Genomic DNA, 460 nt, shown 5'->3' on the forward strand with positions numbered 1-460 from the left:
TTGAGAGTAATTTGAGAGTAATCCGGGTGTGTGTTGGTGGAGTAGTTGTACAGTGTGAGTGTATTGATGGATGTGTGACGAAGCGAGTGTTGATGTTGTTGATGTGTTTCGTCAGAAGTGGGAAGCGCCTCCGGGTGGGCTCGAACCACCAACCTTTCGGTTAACAGCCGAACGCGCTAACCGGTTGCGCCACGGAGGCGACATTCGTCGACCCCACACAGACCATACCACAACACAATACCAACTCACATCGCACACAACAACCAGCAACAAMACAAACACAATCACTAGCATGACCACCATTACACAAACACTGACACCAACTACAATACCAATTTCACACCACCAACACCAACACCAACACCAACACCACCACTAATCACCCACTCATCTAGTTCAGAATGCAGTCGAATCAGTCAGAGATTTGTTCCGACGAGTTTTGCATCGGTCTACATCGACA

Annotated in this window: 1 tRNA gene; it reads right to left on the reverse strand. The window is 48.4% G+C overall.

Annotation, left to right across the window (positions count from 1 at the left end):
- Positions 1-125: 125 nt before the first annotated feature.
- Positions 126-199: transfer RNA gene (locus tag EES38_RS23330), tRNA-Asn, on the reverse strand.
- Between the last annotated feature and the right edge of the window lie 261 nt (positions 200-460).

Source organism: Vibrio viridaestus (assembly GCF_003856525.1).
GTDB lineage: Bacteria > Pseudomonadota > Gammaproteobacteria > Enterobacterales > Vibrionaceae > Vibrio > Vibrio viridaestus.